Origin of the sequence: Armatimonas sp., assembly GCF_043760365.1 — a bacterium.
Lineage (GTDB): Bacteria > Armatimonadota > Armatimonadia > Armatimonadales > Armatimonadaceae > Armatimonas.
Map to the genome: position 1 here is coordinate 1 of NZ_JAYUPA010000877.1, position 3058 is coordinate 3058.

At 57.9% G+C, this 3058-nt stretch carries 2 protein-coding genes and 2 pseudogenes; all 4 read right to left on the reverse strand.

Annotation, left to right across the window (positions count from 1 at the left end; genetic code table 11):
• Positions 1-992 (reverse strand): annotated as a pseudogene (locus ACH2EH_RS21805) (hypothetical protein); the annotation flags it as partial.
• A 129-nt stretch (positions 993-1121) separates the two neighbouring features.
• Positions 1122-1859, reverse strand: coding sequence for a Spy/CpxP family protein refolding chaperone (locus ACH2EH_RS21810; RefSeq protein ID WP_395145053.1), 738 nt, complete (start codon positions 1857-1859; stop codon positions 1122-1124).
• Between the two features lie 375 nt (positions 1860-2234).
• Positions 2235-2861 (reverse strand): Uma2 family endonuclease, encoded by a 627-nt coding sequence (locus tag ACH2EH_RS21815; protein WP_395145054.1) that lies wholly within the window; start codon positions 2859-2861, stop codon positions 2235-2237.
• A 2-nt stretch (positions 2862-2863) separates the two neighbouring features.
• Positions 2864-3058: pseudogene (locus ACH2EH_RS21820) on the reverse strand (glutathione ABC transporter permease GsiD); the annotation flags it as partial.

Genomic DNA, 3058 nt, shown 5'->3' on the forward strand with positions numbered 1-3058 from the left:
TACCAGGCGTTGTTGCTGTAGATCACAGCGTAGCTCGGAGCCTTGCCCAGAGCGAGGGCGTTCATCTTGTAGCCACCCGTCTGGATGCTCACAACGGCGTTGTAGAGCGCTGCAGGAACACCCACGACATAGCAGGTATTGTTGTCGGCGACAATTCCCCAGGAACTATTGACTCCCAGAGCGAGCTGCCGGACGGTTGCTCCGTTGTTGAGCAGGGTGGTGAGCTGGCTATTGAATGCCGTGGGCACTCCCTCCGTGTAAAAGTTGGCGCTCGTGCCACCAGAGACCACAGCCCAGCTATTGGTAGGGCCAATGGTCACCGCAGCGATACTTGCCCCCGCGGTCTGAAGTGCACTGAGGCGGTTGTAGAGTGTCATGGGAATATTAGAGGCGGTAAATGCGTTGGTGTTGTAGACAACGAGCCAGCTATCACTTGGCCCCAGTAGCACCGCTGTTATTGTCGCACTAATCGAGGTAAGGCGGGTTAACTCCGCTGTCAGTGCTGTGGGGACTCCATTTGTACTCCAGAGCTTTGCGTCGTAGGCAATCGCCCAGGCATCATCGGAGGCGCGAAGGGCCACACTGGCAATAGTTCGCCCCTCCTGGTTGAGCTGGTTGAGCTTGTCAGTAAACGTCGTATTGGGGACTGGGGTGGGCGTGGGAGTTGGGGTGGGCGTCGGGGTGGGCGTGGGGAGTGGCGTAGGAGTCGGCACCGGGGTCGGGATCGGTGTGGGCGTCGGGATCGGTGTGGGCGTCGGGAGGGGTATTGGTGTGGGAAGGGGTGTCGGTGTGGGTACCGGGCTCGGTGTGGGAACGGGTGTCGGCTCTCCCGAGGGGGTAGGCGTGGCGACAGGAGTCGCCGTTGCTGCCGGGGTAGGTGTCGGCAGCGGCGTCGAATCTCCTCCTCCACAGCCGTGCAGGGCTAGCCAGGCTGTGGCAGAGAAGGCCGCCATCCCTAGTTTTTGAGGCCGACTAAGTTTTGGAAGTATCATGTCATCTCTTTTCTGCTACTAAAGATTCTCACAAACGTACCAGGTTCCCTAAAGAAGCCAGGATGCAAAATAAGAGCCCCCTTCGAGTGCGAACATCTCGAAGGGGGCTCCTGGGGAAACACAGCAGTTTTAGCTACCGAAGCCATCCCCACCCTGGCCACCGCCACCGCGTCCGCCACGGCCACCACGACCCATCGGGGACATGTAGCCTTGCGCAATGGTCTGCTGCTCCGTGCTCAGGACGCTCTCGGGCTTGCGGCCCTGCGCCAGCTTGGTGAGCTGATCTTCATTGAGCAAGAGCTTGACGGCTGCCTCGGGGCGCACACCGGCGTCTTGAAGACCCTTAAGCGCCTTGATCAACAGGCTAAGACGAACACGCTGCGGCTCACTGAGAAGTGCATTGGTATCGGCAGTGGCCTTGCGCTCCGCCTTTGCTACATTGGTCTGCATCTCCTGCATCATGGCCTGCATGTCCGGACGTCCGCCCTGTGCACTCGGAGCCACACTAGGATCAACGTTTGGATCTTGCGAAGCACGGCGCGGTGGCATCTGGGGACGTGCCGCGTCCTGCATATCCTCACGAATCAGTGCAATTTTTCCGGCCTGTCCATCGGTGAGGCTCAGGTAGAGCGCCATCACCCGCAGTGGGATATTGACCGCGCTGATCTCCCGTGACATTCCCATCATCCCGCCGCCAAAACCACCGCCACCCGGGAAGCCACCTTGACCACCACCAAAGCCGCCGCCGCGTCCACCTCGGCCAGCACCTTGACCGCCAAAGCCGCCCTGTTCACCACCCTGAGGCGGTTGCGCCAGAGCCGCACCACCCACCATCAATGCCACAAACGTAAGTGCCAATCGGTTCATCTTTCTAAACCTCCTGAGCCGTATATTAGCGAGCAATCATGAAGCAAAAATGAGATTTAGAAAAATTTCAATGGAACAGATCAACACCCTCTGCAATAGAGGCCGATAGTTTCCGAAAGGCAAACTGTACTTTAGTCGCCGTCAACCGCATTCCCGAAGAGCAAGGAAGAAGACCCGAGCCTCTTCGGCGCGGAGTATGTCACCGTCCAGTTTCCCGTCGTCCTCAGCCTGGAAGACGAACCAGAACCCGATCTCGCCGTAACGACAAATACAGCCGATGCCTACACCACCAAAGCCAGCCTTTACGCCCGCGCCGGAATCCCAAAATACTGGGTTCTCGATGTCGAAAACGGTTGGAGAGATAAATTCAGAACCTTACTGAGACGGAAAGCATTGCTTCTCTATCCAGTCCTGAGATGAATATTCTTCGTGAGAAAGTGCCTCGTCAGCGAGTACAGGAAAGCTAATACGCTCGTAGAGGTCGGCCAGCGGCAGTGCTAACTCCAGGGTTGGCAGAAGAAGCGTGGCATCCAAGCCACGAAACTCTTGCAAAAGCCAGCCTCCACTGTCCTGTCGCTCGTAGCACTCCACTAAAGCCTCGCCTTGAGAGATTAAGACGTAGTAGCGCAGTGTGATCAGCCGTCGGTAGTGCGCAAACTTGGCACCTCGATCATAGCCCTCTGTGGAGGGAGAGAGCACCTCGAAGATTGCAATTGGGTTGGTGACGGTATCGAAAATATCATCCACAAAGACGGGATCGCCACAGATCACCAGCGCATCCGGGTAGGTATAGAGGCGCGTATCAGGGACACTCACCCGCAGATCCGTCAGATGAGTTTCGCAAGGTCGCCCCCGTAGACGGCTATGGAGCGCCGCCCCCAAATTGGTGACGATCAGGCTATGCTCGCGAGAGACACCCGCCATGGCATAAATCTCCCCATTGATGTACTCGCTCTTGAACTCCGTTGCTCGCTCAAGGCGCAAGTACTCTTCCGGTTTCAAACTCACTGCCGTTTGCGCGGATCTAGCGCGTCTCGGAGGCCGTCGCCGAGGAAATTGAGGGCGATGACGGTGAGCGAGAGGCACAGCGCGGGAGCAAGAAGCAGGCGCGGCTCGCTGCGGTAGTAGTCTAAAGCGTCGTTGATCATGCGGCCCCACGACGGAAACGGGCGCTGCACTCCGATTCCTAGAAACGAGAG